At 32.5% G+C, this 24797-nt stretch carries 24 protein-coding genes; 15 read left to right on the top strand and 9 right to left on the bottom strand.

Going from position 1 to position 24797, the window contains the following annotated elements; genetic code table 11:
* The first annotated feature begins 15 nt into the window (after window positions 1-15).
* Together GKC53_00320 and nuoN are read left to right on the top strand one after the other, a co-directional pair.
* A complete protein-coding gene (locus tag GKC53_00320) occupies window positions 16-1509 on the top strand; it encodes an NADH-quinone oxidoreductase subunit M (GenBank protein ID QRN40625.1) in 1494 nt (497 codons plus the stop codon).
* Window positions 1510-1557: 48 nt separating this feature from the next.
* Window positions 1558-3063 carry an NADH-quinone oxidoreductase subunit NuoN gene (gene nuoN, locus GKC53_00325; GenBank protein ID QRN41798.1) on the top strand — a complete coding sequence of 502 codons (1506 nt, stop codon included), beginning with the start codon at window positions 1558-1560 and terminating at the stop codon, window positions 3061-3063.
* 1248 nt (window positions 3064-4311) lie between these two features.
* On the opposite strand, the gene GKC53_00330 is transcribed toward nuoN, so the two are convergent.
* Genes GKC53_00330 through serS form a run of 7 tightly spaced genes read right to left on the bottom strand, consistent with a single transcriptional unit; the run spans window position 4312 to window position 10592 of the window.
* Window positions 4312-4959 (bottom strand): adenylate kinase, encoded by a 648-nt coding sequence (locus tag GKC53_00330; protein QRN40626.1) that lies wholly within the window; start codon window positions 4957-4959, stop codon window positions 4312-4314.
* Window positions 4956-5714, bottom strand: a complete 759-nt coding sequence (gene kdsB, locus GKC53_00335; protein ID QRN40627.1) for a 3-deoxy-manno-octulosonate cytidylyltransferase — start codon at window positions 5712-5714, stop codon at window positions 4956-4958. The genes GKC53_00330 and kdsB overlap by 4 nt, the downstream gene beginning before the upstream one ends.
* On the bottom strand, window positions 5698-5886 hold the full coding sequence (locus GKC53_00340; protein QRN40628.1) for a Trm112 family protein: 189 nt from the start codon (window positions 5884-5886) through the stop codon (window positions 5698-5700). Before GKC53_00340 ends, kdsB begins: the two co-directional genes overlap by 17 nt.
* A gap of 1 nt (window position 5887) precedes the next feature.
* Window positions 5888-6949, bottom strand: a complete 1062-nt coding sequence (locus tag GKC53_00345) for a tetraacyldisaccharide 4'-kinase (GenBank protein ID QRN40629.1) — start codon at window positions 6947-6949, stop codon at window positions 5888-5890.
* Between the two features lie 12 nt (window positions 6950-6961).
* Window positions 6962-8302 (bottom strand): DEAD/DEAH box helicase, encoded by a 1341-nt coding sequence (locus tag GKC53_00350; protein ID QRN40630.1) that lies wholly within the window; start codon window positions 8300-8302, stop codon window positions 6962-6964.
* 18 nt (window positions 8303-8320) lie between these two features.
* Window positions 8321-9271, bottom strand: a complete 951-nt coding sequence (locus GKC53_00355) for a type I pantothenate kinase (GenBank protein ID QRN40631.1) — start codon at window positions 9269-9271, stop codon at window positions 8321-8323.
* Between the two features lie 7 nt (window positions 9272-9278).
* Window positions 9279-10592 (bottom strand): serine--tRNA ligase, encoded by a 1314-nt coding sequence (gene serS / locus GKC53_00360; GenBank protein QRN40632.1) that lies wholly within the window; start codon window positions 10590-10592, stop codon window positions 9279-9281.
* Window positions 10593-10866: 274 nt separating this feature from the next.
* Between serS and GKC53_00365 the strand changes: the two genes are divergently transcribed.
* The 3 genes from GKC53_00365 (at window position 10867) to GKC53_00375 (ending at window position 14809) form a co-directional block, all read left to right on the top strand.
* On the top strand, window positions 10867-11658 hold the full coding sequence (locus GKC53_00365; GenBank protein QRN40633.1) for a hypothetical protein: 792 nt from the start codon (window positions 10867-10869) through the stop codon (window positions 11656-11658).
* Between the two features lie 252 nt (window positions 11659-11910).
* A complete protein-coding gene (locus GKC53_00370) occupies window positions 11911-13383 on the top strand; it encodes a hypothetical protein (GenBank protein QRN40634.1) in 1473 nt (490 codons plus the stop codon).
* Between the two features lie 88 nt (window positions 13384-13471).
* Window positions 13472-14809, top strand: a complete 1338-nt coding sequence (locus tag GKC53_00375) for an exodeoxyribonuclease VII large subunit (GenBank protein ID QRN40635.1) — start codon at window positions 13472-13474, stop codon at window positions 14807-14809.
* Here GKC53_00375 and thrB read toward each other — a convergent pair.
* Together thrB and pcnB are read right to left on the bottom strand one after the other, a co-directional pair.
* Window positions 14806-15732 carry a homoserine kinase gene (thrB, locus tag GKC53_00380; protein ID QRN40636.1) on the bottom strand — a complete coding sequence of 309 codons (927 nt, stop codon included), beginning with the start codon at window positions 15730-15732 and terminating at the stop codon, window positions 14806-14808. The two genes, GKC53_00375 and thrB, sit on opposite strands and share 4 nt — an antisense overlap.
* A gap of 95 nt (window positions 15733-15827) precedes the next feature.
* A complete protein-coding gene (gene pcnB / locus GKC53_00385) occupies window positions 15828-17147 on the bottom strand; it encodes a polynucleotide adenylyltransferase PcnB (GenBank protein QRN40637.1) in 1320 nt (439 codons plus the stop codon).
* Window positions 17148-17291: 144 nt separating this feature from the next.
* On the opposite strand from pcnB, the gene GKC53_00390 reads away from it, so the two are divergent.
* From GKC53_00390 to argF, 10 genes are read left to right on the top strand one after another with little or no spacing between them, the layout of a single operon-like run.
* Window positions 17292-17489 carry a DUF3460 family protein gene (locus GKC53_00390; protein ID QRN40638.1) on the top strand — a complete coding sequence of 66 codons (198 nt, stop codon included), beginning with the start codon at window positions 17292-17294 and terminating at the stop codon, window positions 17487-17489.
* Window positions 17486-18151 carry a methyltransferase gene (locus GKC53_00395; GenBank protein ID QRN40639.1) on the top strand — a complete coding sequence of 222 codons (666 nt, stop codon included), beginning with the start codon at window positions 17486-17488 and terminating at the stop codon, window positions 18149-18151. The genes GKC53_00390 and GKC53_00395 overlap by 4 nt, the downstream gene beginning before the upstream one ends.
* 8 nt (window positions 18152-18159) lie before the next feature.
* Entirely contained in the window at window positions 18160-18543 is a 384-nt protein-coding gene (locus GKC53_00400; protein ID QRN40640.1) for a DUF423 domain-containing protein, read from the top strand.
* A gap of 15 nt (window positions 18544-18558) precedes the next feature.
* Window positions 18559-19044, top strand: a complete 486-nt coding sequence (gene purE, locus GKC53_00405) for a 5-(carboxyamino)imidazole ribonucleotide mutase (GenBank protein ID QRN40641.1) — start codon at window positions 18559-18561, stop codon at window positions 19042-19044.
* A 2-nt stretch (window positions 19045-19046) separates the two neighbouring features.
* Window positions 19047-19421 carry a hypothetical protein gene (locus GKC53_00410; GenBank protein QRN40642.1) on the top strand — a complete coding sequence of 125 codons (375 nt, stop codon included), beginning with the start codon at window positions 19047-19049 and terminating at the stop codon, window positions 19419-19421.
* 2 nt (window positions 19422-19423) lie between these two features.
* Window positions 19424-20599 (top strand): 5-(carboxyamino)imidazole ribonucleotide synthase, encoded by a 1176-nt coding sequence (locus tag GKC53_00415; protein QRN41799.1) that lies wholly within the window; start codon window positions 19424-19426, stop codon window positions 20597-20599.
* Window positions 20596-21612, top strand: a complete 1017-nt coding sequence (gene tsaD / locus GKC53_00420) for a tRNA (adenosine(37)-N6)-threonylcarbamoyltransferase complex transferase subunit TsaD (GenBank protein ID QRN40643.1) — start codon at window positions 20596-20598, stop codon at window positions 21610-21612. Before GKC53_00415 ends, tsaD begins: the two co-directional genes overlap by 4 nt.
* 18 nt (window positions 21613-21630) lie before the next feature.
* Entirely contained in the window at window positions 21631-22398 is a 768-nt protein-coding gene (locus GKC53_00425; GenBank protein ID QRN40644.1) for a ferredoxin--NADP reductase, read from the top strand.
* Between the two features lies 1 nt (window position 22399).
* Complete coding sequence (gene dapE, locus GKC53_00430; GenBank protein QRN40645.1) at window positions 22400-23551, top strand: succinyl-diaminopimelate desuccinylase; 1152 nt, start codon at window positions 22400-22402, stop codon at window positions 23549-23551.
* 37 nt (window positions 23552-23588) lie between these two features.
* On the top strand, window positions 23589-24587 hold the full coding sequence (gene argF, locus GKC53_00435; GenBank protein QRN40646.1) for an ornithine carbamoyltransferase: 999 nt from the start codon (window positions 23589-23591) through the stop codon (window positions 24585-24587).
* Window positions 24588-24797: the final 210 nt, after the last annotated feature.

Genomic DNA, 24797 nt, shown 5'->3' on the forward strand with positions numbered 1-24797 from the left:
GTTGGGTGCTGGAGTATGGATTATATTTTAAGTTTAGCTATTTGGCTTCCGATCGTATTTGGTGTTGTCATCTTGATAACAGGTGGCAATTCTAGAGAAAAAATTTCAAAAGTATTGGCTCTTATAGGGAGTTTATTGAGTTTTTTAGTTGTATTACCTTTATATTTTAATTTTGACAAAGGTATTTTTTCGATGCAGTATCAAGAATTTTATTCTTGGATTCCTGCTTTGAATCTTAATTATCATTTGGGGGTTGATGGTATTTCTGTGTTACTCCTGCTATTAAATAGCCTAATTACCTTTTTGGTGGTTATAGCGGGGTGGGAGGTTATTAAGAAAAATGTCTCTCAATACATGGCTGCGTTTTTGATTATGTCTGGATTAATTAATGGTGCATTTGCATCCATGAACGCTATTTTATTTTATGTTTTTTTTGAAGGAATGCTAATTCCTATGTATCTAATTATTGGTATATGGGGAGGGCCTAGAAAAGTATATGCTGCAATAAAGTTCTTTTTGTATACGTTGTTAGGTTCATTGTTAATGTTAGTTGCTCTGATCTACCTTTCATACTTAGCAAATGGTAGTTTTGAAATACTGGACTTTTATAATATCCCTCACATTGCAATGGGTACTCAGATATTGTTATTTATCGCCTTCTTTTTATCTTTTGCAGTTAAGGTGCCAATGTTTCCTGTGCATACATGGTTACCGGATGCCCATGTAGAGGCACCAACGGGAGGATCTATAGTATTAGCGGCAATAACTTTGAAAATTGGAGGATATGGTTTTTTGAGGTTTATGTTGCCTATTTTACCTGATGCATCAAGGTATTTTGCACCTGTCATTATTATATTGTCTTTAATCGCTGTTGTTTATATTGGGTTTGTTGCTTTAGTACAGACTGATATGAAGAAATTGGTAGCATATTCTTCTATTAGTCATATGGGGTTTGTGACATTAGGTGTATTTTTATTTTCTGATAATAATCTAAATATTACAGCCTTGGAAGGTTCATTGATGCAAATGATTTCTCATGGGTTTGTTTCTGCTGCAATGTTCATGTGTATAGGGGTTCTATACGATAGGATACATAGTAGAAATATTACTGATTATGGTGGTGTTGCAAATGTAATGCCTAAATTTGCTACTTTTATGATGTTATTTGCAATGGCCAATGCTGGATTACCGGGTACATCGGGATTTGTGGGTGAATTCATGGTTATAATGGGTTCTGTACAAGTTAACTTTATTGTAGGGATATTTGCTGCATCGACTTTGATCCTAGGTGCTGCCTATACCTTATGGATGTATAAGAGAGTGATATTTGGAGCTATTGCTAACCCAGGGGTAGCTAAACTAAAAGATATCAATAAGCGTGAGTATTGTGTATTAGTGATATTAGCAGTAGCCGTATTAGGAATGGGTTTATATCCAGAAATGTTTAGTAGTGTTTTACATGAGTCTGCTAAAAATTTGGTTAATTTAGTAGCACAAACTAAGATTTAATAAGGATTTTCATTAATGAATTTATTAGCAAATTTCACCTCATATGTAATGACTCAACCTGATTGGCTTATTTTGCCAGATGTTAGCTTGTTGATATTATTGGGTTTGGTCTTAGTTATTGACTTATTTATGTCAGATAAGAATCGCAAAATTACTGAGAAGTTTACTTTGTTGGGTCTTATTATTATATTTATCATTCAATTGTCAGTCACCTTCAATCAAGCTTTTCATGCAGAACCAATATTATTTTTTGATAACATGTGCATTAATGATGGTTTATCCAATGTATCAAAGTTAATTATGTATATATTAACATTTGTTGCGTTGGTTTACTCGAGACAATATTTGAAACAACAAAATTTATACAAAGGTGAGTATTATTTATTGATATTATTTGCTTTATTAGGTATGAATATTATGGTTAGTTCTATAAACTATGTCATGATGTTCATTGGTTTAGAGCTATTATCTTTAGCGTTGTATGCCTTGATTGCTTTGAAACGAAATTCTATAAGTTCAAGTGAGGCAAGTTTAAAATATTTTATTCTGGGATCACTTGCTTCTGGTATTTTGTTATTTGGTATTTCTATGATATACGGTGCTACAGGAACTTTGGATATGTTAGAAGTATTCCAAAGAAGCCAAAATTTAGCTGATTCTAAACAGATTCTATTGTTATTAGGAGTTGTGTTCTCAGTGGTTGGGATTGCTTTTAAATTTGGCACTGTACCATTTCATATGTGGGTACCTGATGTGTATGAGGGAGCTTCTACTTCAGTCGCAATGTTTGTGGGTACAGCACCTAAAATAGCTGTTGTGGTATTTGCTTATAGAATTTTATTAGAGTCTTTAGGCACAAACCTAACAGATATCTCTTTGATGTTACAAATTATTGCAGTTGCCTCTTTGTTATTAGGTAATATAGCTGCTATTATTCAAACTAATATCAAAAGAATGTTGGGATACTCAACGATTTCACATATGGGATTTATAATTTTGGGATTTTCAGCTAATCATTTCCAATATGATGGTACATCGTTTCTTAGTTATAATTGGCAAGGATTTTACAGTGCCATGTTCTATGCTATTACATATGTAGGTATGTCTAGTGTTGCATTTGCTGTGTTAATGGCAACTTCTATCAAAGAAAAAGAATGCAAAAATTTGTCTGATTTAGCAGGTCTGAATAGTAGACATCCAGTTTTAGCTTTTATTATGTTGTTAGCCATGTTTTCAATGGCAGGGATACCTCCATTGGTAGGTTTTTATGCTAAGTTTTATGTTATTGAGGCATTAATTGCCAGTCAATTGACTTGGTTAGCAGTATTTGCCGTTTTAATGTCTTTGATTGGTGCTTTCTATTATTTACGTGTAGTGAAGGTAATGTATTTTGATGCTCCAGAAAAAGAATCATCCAAAAAAGATTTAGATTTGGCTATGTTCGCCAAAATATTTCTAGGTTTTAATGGGTTAGCTTTGTTGATATTCGGTATTTATCCAGAGCCAATTATACGTTTATGTGAATATATGTTTAGCATGAGTAAGATACTATAGCTGTTTATAATTGCATGTTATTTTAATATAGAGAAACTTAAAAAACTTGTCTGTTTTTTAATATGATGGTTTTTTTAGGATTAGATCTATAAGGTCTATATGAAGAATACACCAAGCTGAAAAGCAATAGTAGCGTTGTATAGAAACAATATCACAGGATGCATAAGTTAGTTAGCTTCAAGGATAATTTATTGTGACTCACGCCATAATACCATATTTCATAATTTTTAAATTTTTGGCCAAAATTTCTAAAATTTGTTATCTATTTATTTAAAATGAAATTTTTATCTTTTAAGTTATTAATTTAAACATATAATTCTGTAGGGTTCTGTTAAATAGAAATTCTGATTTAATAGTTGAGTATCAGAAGTGGTTTGTTACTGACTATTGTTTTTCATGCTACGCTAACGGATATATGATGAGGTTATGAAAAGAGCCTATTAAGAACACTTTGATTAGGAAAAATGACAATTTTTATCATTAGTGTAATTCTGATTGTGGTTATTATCCAGGTAATTTTTGAATTTTTTAAATTATTTAATGACTGATAAATTTTGTCTGAATGTTAGGTGCTGTTTTCAAGATGATTTTTATTGGATCAGTGATGGCAATTCTTTTATTTAATAAAATTATAGAAAAAAATAAGAAATAATAATTTATGATAAATTACTAAGCTACAAATCTGTAGACTTTTCTTCGAAGTTAAAAACATGACTATATTTTAATTTTTATGGCAATATTTTTGTTTTCTCTCTAACGGTAGGCAGTACAGTTCGTTTCGATCTATATTTTTAATTTAGATTTGGTAGTTATTTTTAAATTATTTTTGCTTTTCCTGTTGGTATATCTTTCTGCTTATTCTTCGATAAAAATAAAGATAATTTGAAATTGATATGTCTTTATCTTTTAATATTTAGCAATCTTCTCTACCTATCATGGTGGAATGTGATTGGATTATTGCAAACATCTTTTTTGTATAGATGATTGAAGCAGGCAAAAGGTGTATTAAGAGAAACTAAAGATTTAGTTATCAATTTAAAAAGTGATTAATAGCAATTCTAATAAAAAAAGGATTGTAGGATATACTTTATTATTTGATGATTGTTAAATTCGGTTCATAATATTTATGTGTTGAATAATCAATATAATCAATATACAAAAGAATTTTTTCTAGCAACTTTTTAGTAAATTGTTCCTAAAATAATAAGAAATATCATGGCTATAAATCCCTCTAGAAGAGGGATTTATTTACTGATTTAAAACATTTAGAATCTCATTTTTGACATCATTAATTGATTGCGTCCCATCGACTTCAACGTAAATTAGTTTACCGGTTTGATATAGTTTTTTATAGAAGTCAGACAAAATTTCGGTTTGTTGATGATAAATATCTAAGCGATTACGAACTGTTTCTTCCTTATCATCTTCACGTTGTATTAATTTTTCACCTGTAATATCGTCTATATAATGTTGTTTAGGTGGATTGAACGTTGTATGATAGGTACGTCCTGAAGGTAAATGTACCCAGCGACCAGACATCTTTTTAATAATTTCTTCATCAGGTACTTTCAATTCAAACACATAATCCAATTCAAGATTATTTGCTATCATTGCTTCTGCCTGTGCTAAGGTACGAGGAAAGCCATCAAATAAAAAACCATTAGTGCAGTCATCTTGAGCAACTCGTTCTTTGACAAGGCTAATAATGATATCATCATTGACAAGATTTCCTGAATTCATAACTTTTTTAGCTTGTAGACCCAAAGGAGTTTCTTCTTTAATTGCAGTCCTTAGCATATCACCAGTAGATATTTGTGGGATATTGAATGTTTCACAAATAAATCTAGCTTGAGTCCCTTTACCTGCGCCTGGTGGGCCTAATAGTAATATTTTCATAATAATTCCTTATTTTTTTTAATTAATTCAATTACTTTATTTAAGTCTTCTGGTGTATCAACACCTATACTAGTCTTTTCTTCTGTCACTAGTACACTAATTGCATAGCCATGCCATAAAATTCTTAATTGTTCCAATGACTCTACGTGTTCTAATGAGGAAGTGCCTAGTTTATAATAGGTTTTTAGAAATTGAGCACGATAAGCATATAACCCAATATGTCTCAATATCGATAATTCAGGATTTTTATTCCTTAAAAAAGGAATGAGTGAGCGACTAAAATACATAGCTTCTTGATTTTTATTTAAGACTACCTTAACAATATTAGGATTTTTATATTCTTCTTCTGAATAAATGGGATGTGCCAATGTGGCTATAGGTGTACTACAGCCAGCTAATTTAGCAGCCAGTTGGTTAATTAGTTGAGGATTAATCAACGGTTCATCACCTTGTATATTAAGTATAATTTCATCATCAGGTATGTTTAGTTTTTGTACAGCTTCAGCTAAACGATCAGTACCACTTTGATGGCTACTACTGGTTTTAATAAATGAGAAATTAAATTTTTGGCAAACTTCAGCGATTTTATCACTATCAGTAGCGATGACGACTTGTTTTGCATGGCTCTTCTTCGCTTGATTGGCAACTCTTATAATCATTGGGATTCCAAGAATATCCGCTAATGCCTTATTCGGCAATCGGGAAGATTCGAGTCGTGTGGGAATTAAAATTGTAAAATCAGCTGAGGGCGTCATACTCTTCCTGTGAGATAGTTCTGGCCTGAGATTCCAGTAAGATAGGAATGCCATCTTTAATAGGAAAGGCCAGTTTTATCTGTTTAGAAATTAATTCCTGTTTTTCAGGAAGATAGATTAGCTTGCCTTTAGTGATAGGGCAAACTAGTATTTCAAATAGTTTCTTATCCATGTTAATTCCTATTGTAATGTTCTTTTAAATAATCAATAACCGCATCGGGGAAACCACTTTCAACAGATATTGTGATGGGTAGAACAAAAACATTGTTAAGTGATATGTTATGAATTTTTACTGCGTCTTTTTCCGTGATGATAACACATTCATATTGCTTTGCTAACTCTTTAATAGGGAGTGTTTTATGATCCTGAAAAACAATTTTATCACGTATAGTAATGCCTGATTCTTCTATCTTAGAAAAAAATCTTTCTGGGTTAGCAACAGCACAAGCTACAGCCACTTGTTTATGATAGAAAAAACTAAATTGAATGACTTGCTCTGGTTGATTGAGTAGATATAGTTTATTAGACTGAGTTTTTGAAAAAAATATTTTACTGTGATAAGAAGCAATAGATTCCCTAACTTGATATTTATTAATAGCATCTTCTGGTATATTAGAAATCAAAATAAAAGGTATGGACTGTAATCTAGTCAAGGACTCTCTTAAGGGGCCGTTAGGTAATAACTTTAAAGGTTTATTAACATCGTTATAAGGGAAAACGACAATTTCTATATCCCTTTTCATTTGGTAGTGCTGGAGTCCATCATCACTAATAATTATATCTAAATCAGGGAAATGGTTGAGTAGATAGTTAATTGCATGATTACGTTGTGGAGAAACAACTGTTGGGCAATTTGTTTTTTGAGCAATTAATAATGGTTCGTCACCGTATTTTTTGGCAGATCCATGAATGTACACCTGTAAAGTTTCATGGGAATTTCTAGCATAACCTCGACTGACAATCCCGACTTTAAAACCTTTTTGAGTAAGTTCTTGTGCTAGGTAAATGACTGTTGGTGTTTTGCCGGTTCCTCCCACATGTAGGTTACCTATTACAATAATGGGTAATGGATGTTTTTGTGAAGCAAGAATGGATTGTTGGTATAGCCAAAATCTAGTTTTACTAGCTAGTTTGTATAAAAATGATAAAGGTGTTAAAACAATTGAGGTAATTGGGTTAGATTTTTGCCAATGAGTCTCTACTATTTTTCTGAGTTTTGAAAAAATAATCTTCATAATAGTTATTTTTTAACTAGATTGATCTAGTCCGTAATTGGGAAGTAACAATGCACAGTCTTCTTTTTTTCTGATGTATTTCTTTCTGCCAGGAATTGGTTGACAAATAATTAAAGTATTTTCTTTGCTTTGTCTGGATGTATTAAGTTGTTCTGACAGTGGAGATGGATTTTGGATTTCAAGTGCAATTTTTTTCTTTTGATACCAGTAAGGTTTATAAAGATCAATAAATTCAATTCTAATATTTTGTTTGGTTAAGGACAAAATATTTTGATATTGTTCTATGTTAGATTCTTCAACCAATGAAATAGCAACACCATTGGCACCTGCACGCCCTGTGCGACCAATTCTATGTACATAATTCTCAACTTGTTGTGGTAAATCATAATTAATCACAAAAGGTAATGCTTCAATATCTAATCCTCTTGCTGCAACATCAGTAGCAACTAATGCCTGTATATTGCCTTGTTTAAATTTCAATAATGTATCTGTTCGGTTACTCTGAGTTTTATCGCCATGAATAGAAAGTACACTTATTCTTTTTCGTGTTAAATAATGTGCTACTCTCTCTACCGTTGCTTTGGTATTGCAAAAAATAATCACCTGATACATATTTAGTTCAGAAATCAAAGTATACAACAGTGTCCTTTTTTGTGGATTATCAACACCCACAAAATGCTGTACTACATTAATATTAGTTGTATTTTTTGGTGCTATTTCAATACGTTGTGGTTGGTATAAAAATTCTTTAGTCAGAAGTTCTATTTGTTTGGAAAAAGTAGCTGAAAACAAAGCTGTTTGTTTTTTATTAGGTAAATGGCTAAATATTTTACAAATATCATCAAAGAAACCAATATCGAGCATTTTATCTGCTTCATCTAAAATAACAATTTCTACCTTATTCAATTGTACTGCTTTTTGTTCAATTAAATCATTTAGACGGCCAACTGTTGCTATTAAAATTTCAATGCCTTGCCGCAGTTGTTCAATTTGAGGGTTAATATTTGTCCCGCCATAAAGAACTGCGTATCTAAGAGGAATATGTTGTACGAATAAGGCAATATTTTCTTGAACCTGTTGAGCGAGTTCACGAGTAGGTACTAAAACTAACATCCTAACAGGATGCATGGCAGGGGAAGTACTATTATTTGCATATCTTTTGAGGCGCTCAATTGTAGGCAGTGCATAGGTAGCAGTTTTACCAGTTCCAGTTTGAGCGATAGCAAGTAAATCATTTCCAGCCATAATTATTGGAATAGCAGTCTTTTGAATATCAGTAGGTTCTTCAAAACCTAACTGATTTAGTGTGTTAACTATTTCTGGTGACAATCCAAGTGAGGTAAATGGGTTCAATGTATAAAACTCCTATAATTATTTCTTTAATTTAACTGTGTCAATTGTATGATTTTCACCTTTAGTTAGAATTAAATCAGCTCGTTCTCTAGTAGGTAAAATATTTTCTTGTAGATTTAGACCATTAATATTTTTCCATACGTCTTTGGCAAATACTATCGCTTCTTCAGCACTAATTAGTGTGTAAGAGTGAAAATAAGAATTTGGATCTTTAAAAGCAACATCTCTTAATTTAAGAAATCTTTCTAAAAACCATTTTTCTAGTAACTTTTCACTGGCATCTACATAAATAGAAAAATCCACAAAATCAGAAACAAAAACAAGATGGTCAGAATCTAAATTAACTGTGTTGTCTTGTAAAATATTTAGACCCTCTAGTATCAATATATCGGGCTGGTCAACTATTTCGTGCTGGTTAGGGATAATATCATAAGTAAGTTGTGAATAAAGTGGTACTTTGATGTGTCTTTTCCCAGATTTTACATCATATATAAATCGCAGTAGTTTATGCATGTTATAAGACTCAGGAAAACCTTTTCTATTCATAAGGTTTTTTTCTACTAGTGTATTCATATCGTATAAAAAGCCATCAGTTGTGACCAGATCTACTTTTCTTCGATTTGGCCATTGACTGAGGATAGTTTGTAAAATACGAGATGTAGTACTTTTTCCAGAAGCAACACTACCGGCGATACCTATAATATAAGGCATAGTTTTAAGTTTAATCCCCAAAAAGTTATGTAATACATTTTGACGTCTGATATTTTCTTCAATGTAGTAATTAATCAAACGTACTAGCGGTAAAAAAATAGTACTAACCTCATCCAAAGAAAGATTTTCGTTAAGGCCTAATAATGGTTTTAAATCTTGTTCAGTTAGTGTTAATGGTACATTATTTCTTAACTCTGACCATTGTTCTCTGTCAAAAGTGAGATAGGGGGTTAAGTTTTTTTGTTTGGTTGTTTCCATGTGTTGTTTACTTTAGGGTTGTAAATTGAGTATCTTGGCTAATTTTACTTAACCCATTGATATAAGGTCTTAACTTTTCAGGGATATAAATAGAACCATCTTGATTTTGGTGATTTTCTAAAACAGCAACCAAAGCTCTACCCACAGCAACACCTGAACCATTCAAAGTATGAACCAGTTTATTTTTACCATTTTCGTCTTTAAATCTTGCTTTCATTCTTCTTGCTTGAAAATCTTCACAGTTAGAGCAACTTGAAATTTCTCTGTAAGTATTTTCTGATGGAATCCAAACTTCTAAATCATAAGTTTTGGCAGCACTAAATCCCATATCACCTGTACATAAGATAACAACTCGATAAGGGAGCTCTAATGCTTGTAAGACAGCTTCAGCATGTGAAACCATTTCTTCAAGTGCTTCATAAGATTTGTCTGGATGAGTTATTTGTACCATTTCTACTTTATCAAATTGATGTTGTCGGATTAATCCTTTTGTATCTTTACCATGAGAACCTGCTTCTGATCGAAAACAGGGAGAATGAGCAGTCATTTTGAAAGGTAATTGTTGACCATCAACTATTTTCTCTCTGAAAGTATTGGTTAGAGTGATTTCCGAAGTAGAAATCAGGTATTGGCTTTTTTGTTCAGATTCAGTATCTCCTGATATGACTTGGTACATATCCTGTGCAAACTTTGGTAATTGCCCAGTACCATATAAAATATCGGGATTAACAATATAGGGGGTATAATGCTCTGTGTAACCGTGTTGTTCTGTATGTAAGTCAATCATAAATTGAGCGAGTGCTCTGTGTAGTCTAGCAATAGAACCTTTTAGAACGGAAAAGCGTGAACCGGATAGTTTAGTACCAGCATTAATGTCTAAACCTAAAGTCTCCCCTAACTCAACCTGATCTTTAATATTGAAATCAAATATTTTGGGTGTACCATACGTTCTAATCTGAATATTATCATTTTCATCTTTGCCTAGAGGAACCGACTCATTAGGGATATTAGGAATTGATAATAGCCATGACTCTAATTCTGTCTGAACTTTTTTAAAATTTTGCTGTATAGAATTTAGTTGATCATTAATAGTAGATACTTGTTTCATCAAGTCTGAAATATCTTCCTTTTTACTTTTTTTTATACCTATTTCTTTGGATATGATATTCCTCTGAGACTGTAAATTTTGAGTTTCAGTTTGTAACTGTTTCCTCTGTTCTTCCAGTTTGATAAATAAAGAGTTATCCAAATGATAGCCTTTATTTTTGAGTTGGTGAGCTACTTGAGTAATATTCATTCTGAGTAATTGTACATCAATCATAAAAATTCCTAAAACCTTAAAGTAAACACCGTGATTTTACATTTTATCTGTTTAAAAATAAATGTCTTTGAGTGTATGCAACAAAACAAATTTAATACATATCTTTATCTTAGGTTTGAAAAATTTTTAACATTATAATGACTTTTAAAAGTAAGGCTATTTTTTCAATATTATATAGGTTAAAATGTTCTGCTTAGGGTTACCTTGTGATTTTGCTGATTATAATTGTTGGTGTTATAAAATTTTATTTTTAATTTGAGAGGTGATTTCATTTATGGTTTTTTTTGAGAAAAATAAATCCAATACGCGTTCGGTTACTCATAAAAAAATAGAAACAGAAGAGCCCCCTAGTTGGTTGCGTCATTTAGAAGAGATGAGGGAAAAACGTAAGGAAAAAGAGAAAAAAATATTTTTTAATTCTCAAAAGAATAATGAGCTTGCTAATATTTCAGTTAGATCAGAAAATACAACAAACAAAATCAATTTTGTCACGAAGAAAACCTCTGCAGATTATGTTAATCATAATAACAGTTCACCAGAAATCAAAAATAAAATTTATCAATATTATTTAAAGAAATGGCAACAGGAACATAACCAATCGCTCAATGATCAAGTAGGTGAAACTCAAATATTGTTAGCAAATAGATGGACTTTGAAATCTGATAATATTTTATTGCAATCAGATTCTATTAGTGAGGAAGATAGTTCTGTTTTATTTTTTAATGATTCTCAAGAGTTAGAAAAAGCCAATCCTAATGAATCTGATCAAAATGAAGAAATGAGTAATGAAGATCTACCAAATACAATGATTAGTGTAACTGTTGTAAAGCCTAATCTGAATCCAAATAAAAATTTATGTATTGTGGATGAAAAAGAATTTGTAGAGTCAATTAAAGCACAATTAAAACCACATTTACAAGATATTCTAGAGGGAATGATTAAAAATATGTTATTGAATAATTATGAGATTATGTTATCTTGTGTGCAAAAAGAAATTCAGTCTGAAATTCCTAATGTTATTGATGACATATTAGAACACAATGTCAAAAGCATCATTAAGAGATAATTTTATCCAATGACAATTTATTCCAATTTAGAAAAATTAATATTAGCTAACGAGCATTAGTTTATAAAATTTTGTTTTTTTGTAAATGATGGGTGATTGTTCAACTAAATCTTAATATATTGATATTTTGATCAATTTGTATTTCTAAGATAGAATTAGAATAATTACTCTAAATTTATAAAGAGTAGACTAGATAGTTTTTAGAGATTTTACGCTTAAATATCATGTGTCACAAAGTGGTCAGGAGTGTTTATGAACATAAAAAAGATTTTACTTAGTTTGCTTTCATTTGCTAGTTCTTTTATCTTTTCTTCGGGTATGGGTGTTCCAGTGTACTCTACTGATGCGGCCAGTACGGCGAATGCTAATGGGGCAGAAGCCAAAAGTCCTTCAGTTATAGTAGGTAATCCGGCAGGTTTGATTTATTTAGATGGAACACAAATAGAAAATAATTTATTTATTTTACAGCCTGATTTTAGTTATCATGATGCTAGGGGATATACTTTCAATACACACGAGTCTTTACGTGGTAAGACTTCTGGTAATATTGGTCATCGTTTAGAGGTTCCAGGTATATTTCTTAGTCACAGACTAAAAGAAAGCGCTGTGCTTGGTGTTGGGCTTTATATACCGTTTGGTATTGATTTTGATTATCCTTTTGATAGTGTGACTCGATATAATGGTAATAGAGTAAGAATTGTTTCTGTTATTTTAAATCCTACTTTAGCTTTTAAAATTAATGAGAAACATGCTATAGGTATAGGCTTTTATACACTTTACTCAATGAGTAAGCTAAGACAGTTTGCAGATTTAACTTATGGTGTTAATGCTTATATTGATAGGGTGATTCCTTTTGCTAATGATCAACATAATGGTTATCAACATGCATTACCTGCAACAACATTTGAAGGATATGCTAAGTTGAGAGGGGATGCATGGAATTATGGGTTCACTTTTGGTTGGTTATGGGATATTAATAATGCAGTTAGAGTGGGTCTAAGTTATAGGTCTAAATCATCTGTGAAATTTAAGGGGCATGTGAATTGGAATATTTATGGTAGTGGTTGGACGATACCTATCGTAGGCTCTGTGTTGGAATATATGTATAGAAAGCTTGGTTATGCAACAGATGAGAAAGTTTCATACACTTTAAATTATCCGGATTTATGGCAAGTCAATGGTGTGTGGCAAATTAACAATAAATTGAATCTATTGGGGAATATTGGGTATTCTAGAGATGGTAAACAACGTGCCTTACAAGTTAATTGGATTAGTCCTAAAATGGCTCCAGATGCTCGGAATTATACTCATCCCGATTTGATTTGGGGAAATTTTACTAAAATTGCTATTAATTTTCGTAATACTTGGAGAGCAAGTGTCGGTGCAACTTATCAATATTCGGATCCGTTACAATTAAGATTCGGAATGATGTATGCTTTATCAGCAGTTCGAGATCCTAAAGATCGATTACCTATTACGGCGGACGAAGACAGAATCATGTTAGGTATGGGAGCAAATTATAGATATAATCAAAATTTAACTTTGAGTTTGTCGTATAATTTTTTGAAATTAAAACCTGCTAAGGTGGATGTGGGTAGTTATTGTGGTGGCTCTGTTGAATTTGGTTTGGGTGCTGTAAATTGTGTTGATAGTCGTGGTAGTACTAGTACGACAGTTAAATCCAGTGCGCATATGATAGGTTTTGGTTTGAAATATAAATTTTAAATGGTGCAATTTGATAGGATCGGAATGTTTTAAACATTCCGATCTTTTTATCATGTAGAATACATAGATTAATATTGAGTATATCGCAATGAAAACAGAAAAAAGTGATGCTATTACGGTTACACAGTTGAATTCGAGAGCGAAACATTTATTAGAGACTAATTTTTCTAATTTTTGGATTCAGGGGGAGATTTCTGGGATTACGCAATCATCTCTTGGCCATTATTATTTCACCTTGAAAGATGACAAATCTCAGGTTTCTTGTGCCTTATTTAAACATCAAGCAAAAAAATCACAATTTGATTTAAAAGAGGGTGAAGAAGTTCAATTGAGTGGTAAAGTGACTTTATATGAACCAAGAGGTCATTACCAAATTATAGTGGACAAAATTGAGCCTAAAGGTTTGGGTCAACTGTATATAGAGTATATTAGGTTAAAAGAAAAATTGGAAAAACTTGGTTACTTTGATCTTAAACATAAAAAGTCAATTCCTTTTTTCCCAAAAAAAATTGGAGTGATAACCAGTGCTTCAGGAGCAGCGTTGAGGGATATTTTAACGACTTTAAAAAGACGAATGAGTCAGATTGGTATTGTTATTTACCCTGTTATGGTACAGGGTAAAGATAGTGCAGTACAAATTGCAAATGCAATAAATTTAGCAAATAATAGGGATGAAGTAGATATTTTAATAGTTGCCAGAGGAGGAGGTAGTTTAGAAGACCTATGGTCTTTCAATGAAGAAATAGTTGTCGAATCTATTTATCAAAGTAAAATACCTGTCGTTAGTGGTGTAGGACACGAGACTGATTTTACTTTAACTGATTTTGTTGCAGATTTAAGAGCACCTACGCCTACAGGAGCAGCAGAGTTAGTTAGTCCTAATAAGGAAGATTTACTGAAGGAATTGAATAGTTATCTATATCGTATACAACAAATTTTATTAAATCGTTATAATGAAGCCAGTCAGCGTTTAGATTTATTAGCACGGCTATTGATTAAGCCATCACAAATATTAAATGGGAAAAAACAAGGATTAACTCATTATCATGTACTGCTGAAAAATGAGATTTCAGAAAAATTAAATTACTACCACCTAAAATTACAACGTTATATTTTAAGTTTACAGAAAAATAGACCAGAAATCGGGGAACTTAAGAAGGAGTTGCAATATATTAAAAATAGTTTACTACATGAGTGGCAAATGTTAATTCACACAAAGAAAAGTACTTTAACTACTTTTTCTCAGTTGATAGAAGCTGTATCTCCTAAGAAAATGCAGGAAAGAGGGTATAGTATTGTGACAGACATTAATGGTAATGTAGTTAGTTCCAGTAGGAAGTTAAAGAATAATCAAAGACTAAAGATTAATTTTATTGATGGGCAAACTAAGGTTATTGTGGATAGTCAACTGGATCTGTTTAATTAATTTTTTTGACGGTAGAATAGTAATAAATTTCGGAAATCATCTGGGTTTTTAGTAAAAGTAATTTCTCCGCTTACAGGAAAATGAAAGTCCAATAGCCTAGAAATCCAAAATCTAATAGCTGCTGATCGTTTGGCGATTAAGAAATATTCTTTTTCCTGATCTGTTAAAGCACGTATGCGTTCATAGCCGGCTAAGATTGCTTTTTCTTGCTCTATGTTAATAGTATTTTCTTGTGTTCTCGACCAGTCATTAATGGTTATTGCCAAATCATATATAAAAAGACCATTGCATGCATAATAAAAATCAATAAAACCAGCTACCTCATTATTATAAATTAGTACATTATCTCTAAACAAATCAGCATGGATGATTCCATTTGGTAAATTTTCTATCATATGGTTATTTAGAAAATTTAATTCATCTTTTAATAGTAATTGATCATTTCTAGGTAATAAATTAAATAATTGATTTGATTTATTATTCCACCATAATTTGTATCGAGGATTGGACATAGTTTGGCTAAAGTAAGTACTTTCTACATGCATTTTTGCCAACATAGCCCCTACATTAAAACATTGTTGTTCATTGGGGTATTCAACTGCAGAACCATTTAGGCAAGTAACCAAGATAGCGGGTTTATGTTTCAAAAAGCCAAATAATTTTCCATTGATTTGAGGTACAGGGGCAGGGCAAGCAATTTGGTGTTGATTTAAAAATAGAGTTAAGTTGAGGTAGAAAGGGAGTTCTTCTGCTTTTAATTGTTCAAAGATAGTCAGGACGTAACGACCATGAGTAGTGTCCACAAAATAGTTAGTATTAGTAATACCACCAGAAATACCCCTGTAAGTGATTAGTTCACCTAGTGAATAATTCTCTAAAAAAGTTTCAAGTGTTTTAAGATCAAAAGTGGTATAAACTGACATAATGCAATAGTATATTTGAAAAGTCCGATTTTACAATGGACTAACTTAAAATAGCAAAACTAAAAAACGACTTAATATTGCTTTTTAATATTATTTTATAATGTTTGGTTGTTTCCTGTTTTTGATGGCTTCCTATTTCTATTTTTATTTTGTTGATTAGTAGGTGGTTTAGTTTGGTTCTCGATAATTTTTGTCCACCATTGTACTTTGTTCTCATTGATATTATTACTTTTAGTTCGGAGTACAAAAAAATCATAAGCAGCTCTAAATCTGGGATGATTAAGTAATTTCTGGATTTGTTGCCTAGATTTGGCAGTCTCTAAACGATTCTGCATAAGCCAAATTTCATTCATACTTGCTATATTTTTGTTAGGTATATCCGAAATGATATGATCCTCATTCATCACAGACAGAATTGCTTCATGTAATGCCTGTGGGGGCTTCATCCCTTGTGACTGGTTATATTGCCATTTTTTCTCTACAATTGGCCACAATAAAGCAGAAATTACAAATCCTAAAGAAATACTTTGATTATTTTGGAGTCGATAGTCGGTTTGTTGTAAAGTATTTTTCACCAGTGATTTATCATTATCACTATGGTACTCAAATATGACTTTAGTAATAGGGTGAATAAAAGGTAAAATTTTTAGTTTTTTTAATAAAAGAATACATTGATAAGCGTGTTTAGAGTAAATAATTTTAACCCACTCATCGAATAATCTGGAACCAGGTTCATTAGGCAGTAAATAGGCATTTTTTTGCATATTTTCAAGTAAAGAAGTTTCTATCGTTAAGTTAGTTTTAACAGCTATTCTAGCTGCGCGTATAATGCGTATGGGATCTTCTTTTAATCTTGTTTCTATCTCTCCTATCATAATTAATTTTTTATTTTCTAGATGTTGCAATGCATTATGATAAGAGTGAATATTTTGATTAATCGGATCTAGATAAAGTGCATTACAGGTAAAATCTCTTCGATTAGCGTCATCATGAATAGATCCATACTGATTATCTTGAATAATTCTACCTTCGTGGTTAACGTAGTTACTTTGACTTCTAAATGTAGAAACCTCTAAAGTTTGTCTACCTGTATAAACATGAACAATGGGAAATCTCTTACCAATAATCTGTGCATGCTTTCCTGCACGTCTAAATATTTTTTTAATCTCTTCTGGAGGGGCATTAGTGGCAATATCAAAATCTTTTGGTGTTTGATTTAGAATTAAATCTCTTATTGCACCACCAACAATAAAAGCTTCATAGTTGTTGTCATGTAATATATCAATGACTTGTAAAGCATCTTTGCTAATGTCAGATGGAGATAAATTCAAACTTGACATTGGAATGATTTCCGAGGTGGTCTCAGGAGCATTGCTAAATTTTTTTGAGAGTAAGTTTTTAAATATCTTAAGCATAATATTTTAGTTATTTATTTAAATGAAGTATTAATTTTTGCTAATTATAAAACCTTTCGAATTTTTAGGATGTTGTTTTGGATAAAATTTAGTATAATGGCATTTTATAACGAAATAGTTAGTTAAAATTAACAGGGTTTAATTATGTACCATTATACTTCCGATACAACCCATTTTATGCAAGATTTTTTGCAAAATAATCCTAAAGAGCAAGACCAAAGATTAAAGCATAGAAATAAATTGTGGGATGTTACATTAAATTTTGATGAGTTAATTCAATTTGAATTAGGAGAAATTCCTAAAAAGCCTTACACTTACTTTCCAAATATTGAACAAGAATGACTGTACACTATCAAATTGATAATGAGGTATTTACACATTACATTAAGAAAATAAGTCCTACTCATCAAGTTTTAGCGACTATCCTAGACTATAATAGTCATCATCCCAAGGGTGGTATGATGATTGATCCTATGCAAATGCAGGTACTTACCTGGTTAGCTCGCCTGGTTGACGCCAAGTATTATTTGGAAATTGGTGTGTTTACTGGGTATAGCAGTACAGCTATGGGGTTGTGTTTACCTTCTGATGGACAGTTACATTTGTGTGATATTAGTGTGACTTACACTGATATTGCTAGGAAGTTTTGGTGTGATGCAGGTATTGAAAATAAAATACAATTATATTTACAACCTGCATTAATTACTCTAAGAGAGTTATTGAAAGATGGTAAACATAATTTTTTTGACTTGGTTTTGATTGATGCTGATAAAGCACTTTTGATAGATTACGTTGAAAATAGCTATCCGTTAGTCAGACAAGGTGGCATTATTGCGATTGATAACACATATCAAAAGGGTAAAGTAGCAGCAAGTGCAGAAACAGATGATTCGATTTCACTACAGGTTATACGTAGGTTTAATAAGAGTATTATGAACGATAATCGATTTAGTTCAGTAATGCTACCATTGGGTGATGGTCTAACGTTATTAATGAAAAAGTGATAAATATTATGAGTAATGAAATAATACAAATGCTTGCAGCCTTGTTGGGCGTAACTGGAATTATTTTTGGTGCTTTTGGTGCCCACGCATTGAAAAAAATTTTTGATACTGAGCAATTAACAAGTTTTGAAGTAGGGGTAAGATACCAAATTTATCATGCGTTGTTCTTATTATTTATTAGTATGAATGATTCGATTACTTGTGTTCATAGGGATTGGCTTGTATATTTGGTATTTGTTGGTGTGTTGATGTTTTCAGGTTCGATTTATGTATTGAATTTAAGTAAATTAGGCTCTAACAAATTTAAATTTTTATGGCCAGTGACACCGATAGGGGGTATGTTATTGATTATTTCATGGTTTTTGGTTGCTTTTTCAGCATTCTGTAAATAATAAGAAGGAGACATCATGCCTAAAGTAGGTATTATTATGGGCAGTAATAGTGATTGGCCAATTATGCACAAAGCAACTGAAATTTTTCAGCAGTTCGAAGTTGATTATGAAACAAAGATCATTTCAGCTCATCGTACTCCTGACTTAATGTTTGAATATGCTGAAAATGCTGAAAAACGAGGCTTAAAAGTAATTATTGCAGGTGCTGGGGGTGCTGCACATTTGCCTGGTATGGTAGCAGCTAAAACAATGATTCCTGTATTAGGTGTACCTATACCAAGTAAGTATCTAAGGGGTGAAGACTCTTTATTGTCTATTGTTCAGATGCCTAAAGGAATACCTGTAGCTACTTTTGCTATTGGAGAGGCAGGTGCCGTTAATGCTGCAATTTTTGCTATTACTATATTAGCAAGTGCAGACCGTAACATCGAATTACAGAAAAAGCTATCAGAATTTAGAAGGAATCAAACTAATAAAGTCTTAGAGATGAAGTTGGATTAATTATGCTAAAAAAGTATATGAGATTTTTTATTATAAGCAATTTATTCTGCTTTTTAGTTGCCTGTTCTGTTAGTGATAATGGAGCACCGCCCTCTGAGTTAACTGAAGAGGCACTAATTACACAAATCGCCTCTAATTTACAGTCTTTAGCTGTGCTCAACTTAGGGCCAATTCAATTAATGCAGTATAAAAAAAGTATTGAAGATTTAAATTATTCCTACGAAGAATTACAAACGCTAAATAAAATAGTGGAAGATCGTGTACAAAGTCAAAAAATATCCAGAGAATATGCAGAGGCTATGTATATAAGTTTGATGCAAGCTATGTTACACCAAAGAAACAAAATAACGAAACTAACCGACTATACGATATATTGATGATGTATACTACTAATTCTAAAAAAAATAATAAGATTATTTTACCTCCTGAAACTTTAGGTATATTGGGTGGTGGCCAGTTGGGTACAATGTTTACTATTGCCGCTAAAACCATGGGTTATAATGTACTTGTTTTAGACCCAGATGTTGATGCTCCTGCAAAAATGTTTGCTGATCAACATATATGTAAGCATTATGATGATCCAGAGGCTCTGAAGCAGTTAGAACAGTGTGCTGCTGTAACGACAGAGTTTGAAAATGTGAGTGTTGATCTGATGGAGAGATTAGCTAAATCGGTTCGCGTGTCTCCTTCTAGTGAATGTGTTGCTATATTACAAAATAGAATTCTAGAGAAAAAAAAGATTCAAACTGCAGGTTTGAAGACTGTACCTTACCGAGTGATTGATTCATATATTGATTGTAATACCGATTGTGTGGAATTATTGCCAGGTATTTTGAAGACAGCTACTTTAGGTTATGATGGGAAAGGTCAAATTTTAGTTAATGATTTAATAGAGTTAAAACAAGCATTTTTAGATTTAAAAAGTGTTCCCTGTGTTTTGGAAAAAAAATTAGATTTACAATCTGAAGCTTCAGTAGTAATTTCTCGATTAGATCAGAATACTGTTAAATGTTTTCCTGTAGCAGATAATGTCCATAAAAATGGTATTTTATTTACTTCCACAGTGCCTAGTGGGTTAATGCCAAACATTCAATTAGAATTGCAAAGCCATGCCATACAATTAGCAAATCATCTAGACTATGTTGGCGTTTTAGCGGTCGAATTTTTTATTGTCAATGATAAACAAAAAATTTATGTCAATGAAATAGCACCACGACCGCATAATTCTGGGCATTATACTTTAGATGCGACACTTTCGAGTCAATTTCAGCAACAGGTTAGGATATTGTGTGGGTTACCACCATTAGATACTGATTTGTTGAGAGCATGTACAATGGTCAATGTATTAGGTGACTTATGGCCTCGAAATACACAAGATCCTGATTGGCAAATTTTATTACGAGAACCGGTTGTGCATTTGCATTTATATGCCAAGAAAGAGGCAAGACCAGGGCGAAAAATGGGGCATTTTAATGTCTTAAGTGACACGCCGGAAAAAAGCTTATCAGTGGCACATGATTTATTTAATCATCTAGAAAGTTGCTCAGCAGTATGATCGTATTGGGACTTGAATCCTCTTGTGATGAAACAGGTGTTGCTTTATATGACTCTGACAAAAAACAATTATTGGCACATGGTCTACATAGTCAAATCGCGATGCATGCTGAGTATGGTGGTGTTGTTCCTGAGCTGGCAAGTCGTGATCATATAAACAGAATAGCAGAGTTAACCGAGAAATGCGTATCTGATGCGACTATTTCTTGGAAAGATATTGATGCTATTGCTTATACACAAGGGCCAGGACTGGGAGGAGCTTTATTAGTTGCAACTGGTTTTGCCCATGGATTGGCACTTTCTCTAGATAGGCCTTTAATACCAGTGCATCATCTTGAAGGACATTTACTTTCACCTTTATTATCAGAAAATAAACCAGAATTTCCTTTTATTGCGTTATTGGTTTCCGGAGGTCACACACAACTTTTTAAAGTTACCGGTATTGGTGAGTATGAGTTATTAGGTGAATCTGTAGATGATGCAGTAGGGGAGGCATTTGATAAGACAGCCAAGTTATTAGGGTTACCTTACCCTGGTGGTGCTCAGTTATCTCGTCTAGCAAATTTGGGTGATGAGGAGGCTTACTTGTTTCCTAGACCTATGTTGTATAGCAAAGATCTTAATATGAGTTTCTCTGGTTTGAAAACTGCAGTATTAACTAAGGTGACGACATTAACAAGAAATAATAAAGTAACATTATCTGAGAAACAAATTTATGATATCGCTGCTTCATTTCAAGCTGCAGTGGTAGAAGTATTACACAAAAAAGTAGAACTGGCTTTGGAGGTTACTGGATTAAATCTTTTGGTTGTAGCAGGAGGGGTGGGTGCTAATCAAGCTTTAAGACAGGCATTGAAAAAATTAAAATCTAAAGTTTATTTTCCTGAATTACAATGGTGCACTGATAATGGTGCTATGATTGCTTTAGCGGGTGCGATGCGTTTGGATATAAGAAAAAAAGCACAATCCTTTACTGTAAAATCACGTTGGTCTTTAACAGATATTAACAATTAAAGATAGAGGAGTAGATGGATGTCTGAAGAAAAATACACAAAAGAAAAAGTTTTATGGTCTAAAAAGTATACTGACAAATTAATGACATTTACTATCACAAGACCTGAAAGCTATCAATTTAAGCCAGGCCAATTTTCACGTATTGGATTACCTGAAGACTCAGGATTTATATGGAGAGCTTACTCAATTGCCTCGAGTGTCAATGAGAATTTCCTTGAATATTATGTTGTTCTAATTGAAAATGGCTCAATGAGCCAACGTTTATCTAGTATTAAAGATGGTGACGAAATTTTGTTAGACAAAACAGCTTTTGGATTTTTATTGCCTGAGCGATTTGAGTCAGGAAAGAATTTAGTGATGTTGGCAACAGGTTCTGGTATTGCACCTTTTTTGTCACAGTTAAAATTTTTAGCACTTTGGGAACAATTTGATAAGGTTATTTTAGTACATTCTGTGAGTTATCAAGACGAGCTAGTCTCATTGGCGTTAGTTAATAAATTACATGATTATCCTGAATTATCTTCGGTATTGACACAGTTACAATTTGTACCGGTAGTTACTAGAAATGAAGTGGATGGGGCATTTAAAGAGCGAGTACCTGCTTTGATTGTTTCAGGTCAGCTCGAGGAAAGAATAGGATTCAAATTTACTCCAGAAGATACAAGATTTCTAATTTGTGGTAATCCTAAAATGGTTCAAGATACATTTAAATCACTATTAGATAGAGGGTTTTCTATGCATCGAAACCATTTACCAGGACAGATTATTATGGAAAATGGGTTTTAATATGTCACTCACTAACGTAACTCAAACTGACACAATCCAGCTATTGGTTGAACTATTAAAAATACCTTCTGTAACACCAGATGATTTGGGTTGCCAGGATGTATTACTTACACGTCTTGAAAAAATAGGATTTAAATGTGAAAAAATGCATTTTAATCAAACAAGTAATTTTTGGGCTAGGATTGGAGAAAAAAAGCCTTTGGTTTGTTTCGCAGGTCATACAGATGTAGTGCCTGCAGGTATCCTGCAAAATTGGAATAGCCCTCCATTTGAACCAACTGTTAGAAATGGTTATTTATATGCAAGAGGGGCAGCAGATATGAAGTCAGGATTAGCGGCTTTTGTAACTGCTATCGAGAGATTTATATATCAATATACTAATTTTAATGGGAGTATTGCTTTATTAGTTACCTCAGATGAAGAAGGCAATGGCGTTGATGGCACAGTTAAAGTGGTGGAAAAATTAAGAGATAGGCAAGAATTAATTGATTATTGTATTGTGGCGGAACCGACATCTATTAATATATTGGGAGATACCATTAAAAATGGTCGTAGAGGGAGTATGTCTGCAAAGTTAAGAGTTAAGGGTAAGCAGGGACATATTGCTTACCCTAGCTTAGCAATTAATCCTATCCATGAAATAGCACCTGTTTTGAACACATTAATAGATTTTGAGTGGGATAGGGGAATTGAATATTTTCCAAGAACTAGTTTACAGTTTTCCAATATTCAAGCAGGTGTCGGCGTCGGTAATGTGATTCCTGGTGAATTAACTACATGGTTCAATTTTAGATTCAGTCCGGAAAATACAGTAGAAGAGTTACAAAAAAAAGTTCAGGCTATTTTGGATGATTATGCATTGGAATATGATATTGAATGGGAAGTTTCAGGTAAGCCTTTTATTACACCAGAAGGTCGGTTAACTGAAGTAGTACAAAAAGTCATATGGGATGAATTGCAGGTTAAATCAGACATCAATACCTTAGGTGGAACTTCTGATGGACGGTTTATCAAGGATATTGCTAGGGAATTAATTGAATTTGGCCCTGTTAATGCAACGATTCATCAGGTAAATGAATGTGTTAAATTACAAGATGTAATTTCCTTATCACAAATTTATGAGAAAATATTGAGGGAATTATTGTTAAGTTAAAATTTTATAAAAATTATAGAAAAGAAGGATTTTCTACATGCTAAGTCAATTTAAGAATAGAGATTTTTTAAAATTATCAGATTTTTCTAAATCAGAGGTAGAAGATCTGATCCAATTAGCCATTGCATTAAAGCAAGCTAAAGGTATGGCATCGGAAAAACCTCTTTTGCAGGGTAAAAATATTGCCCTGATTTTTGAAAAAACTTCAACACGGACTAGATGCGCATTTGAAGTAGCTGCTCATGATCAAGGTGCTCATGTTACATATTTAGAGTCGCAAAGTAGCCAAATGGGTCATAAAGAAAGTATCAAAGATACCGCAAGAGTATTAAGTGGGATGTTTGATGCTATTGAGTATCGTGGTAGTTCGCAAGCATTAATAGAAGAATTAGCCTTGTATTCCAAGGTACCTGTTTTAAATGGCTTAACAGATCAATGGCATCCGACGCAAATGTTGGCAGATTTGATGACCATGCGCGAATACTCGCAAAAAAAGTATACTGATATTTCATTTGTTTATTTAGGGGATGCCAGAAATAATACGGGGAATTCTCTACTTCATTTGGGTGCGTTAATGGGTATGGATGTAAGAATCGCAGGACCTAAAAGTTTGTGGCCAGAGGAGTGCTTGGTATTGATGTGTAAAGAATTAGCAAAAACATCAGGAGCTAGGATATTACTGACAGAATCTACGGAAGAGGCGGTTAAAAATGTAGATTTTATTTATACAGATGTCTGGGTTTCTATGGGAGAATCAGATGAAGTTTGGTCTGAGCGTATTGCACTATTAGAACCCTATCGAGTAGATAGTGAGTTGATGAAACTATCTGATAATGTTAATGTAAAATTTATGCATTGCTTGCCGGCCTATCATGATAGAGAGACTAAAATAGGTGAAGCAATTTATCAAGCATTTGGTCTGGATGGTGTTGAAGTGACCAATCAAGTGTTTGAAAGTGAACAATCAATTGTTTTTTCTCAAGCAGAAAACAGGATGCATACTATTAAAGCTTTGTTAGTGGCTTTATTGGGGTGATACACTATAATAACTTATGAAATCAGAAAAAATAAGTGATACACTAGATCAATTGAATATTAGTTATGTTTGTATGATTTAATTTAAAACTGATAAATAACTAAGGCATAGCGTTATTAGTGTTGTTAATAAGGTACAGAAATAAGTGATATTGTACTTGACTATATAATTAATGTAAAAATTGTAATACAGCCAAATTAGGTTCATTAG

Source organism: Neisseriaceae bacterium (genome assembly GCA_016864895.1).
Classification (GTDB): Bacteria; Pseudomonadota; Gammaproteobacteria; order Burkholderiales; family Neisseriaceae; genus QFNR01.